The sequence below is a fragment of the Flavobacterium sp. SM15 genome (assembly GCF_022012335.1).
In the GTDB taxonomy this organism is placed as follows: Bacteria; Bacteroidota; Bacteroidia; order Flavobacteriales; family Flavobacteriaceae; genus Flavobacterium.
The window spans coordinates 1-307 of the sequence record NZ_JAKLTO010000036.1; the positions used below are offsets into that span (position 1 = coordinate 1).

Sequence of the window (307 nt, forward strand, 5' to 3'; positions counted from 1 at the left end):
AAACAATACGTTTTTGAATGTGGGAGCTGGTTTGTTTTTCTACACTCAGAAGTACTACATTGGGGCTTCGGTTCCGAACATGTTAAAGTCGAAACACCTTGATTTTAACGGAAGAAAGTTTGGATCGGAAGAGTCGCATTACTTTGTAACGGGAGGCTATGTGTTTGACATCAACCAGAACATGAAGTTAAAGCCGTTTGCGATGGTAAAATCCTCGTTTAATGCGCCAACTTCATTGGATTTGTCGTTAAACACGTTGTTGTACAATAAATTCGAGGCTGGGTTAACGTATCGTTTGGAAGATTCC

General features: G+C 40.4%; 1 protein-coding gene. It reads left to right on the plus strand.

The window, feature by feature from the left end:
- A partial coding sequence (locus tag LZZ90_RS14010) for a type IX secretion system membrane protein PorP/SprF (protein ID WP_237791326.1) occupies positions 1-307 on the plus strand: 307 nt, incomplete at both ends.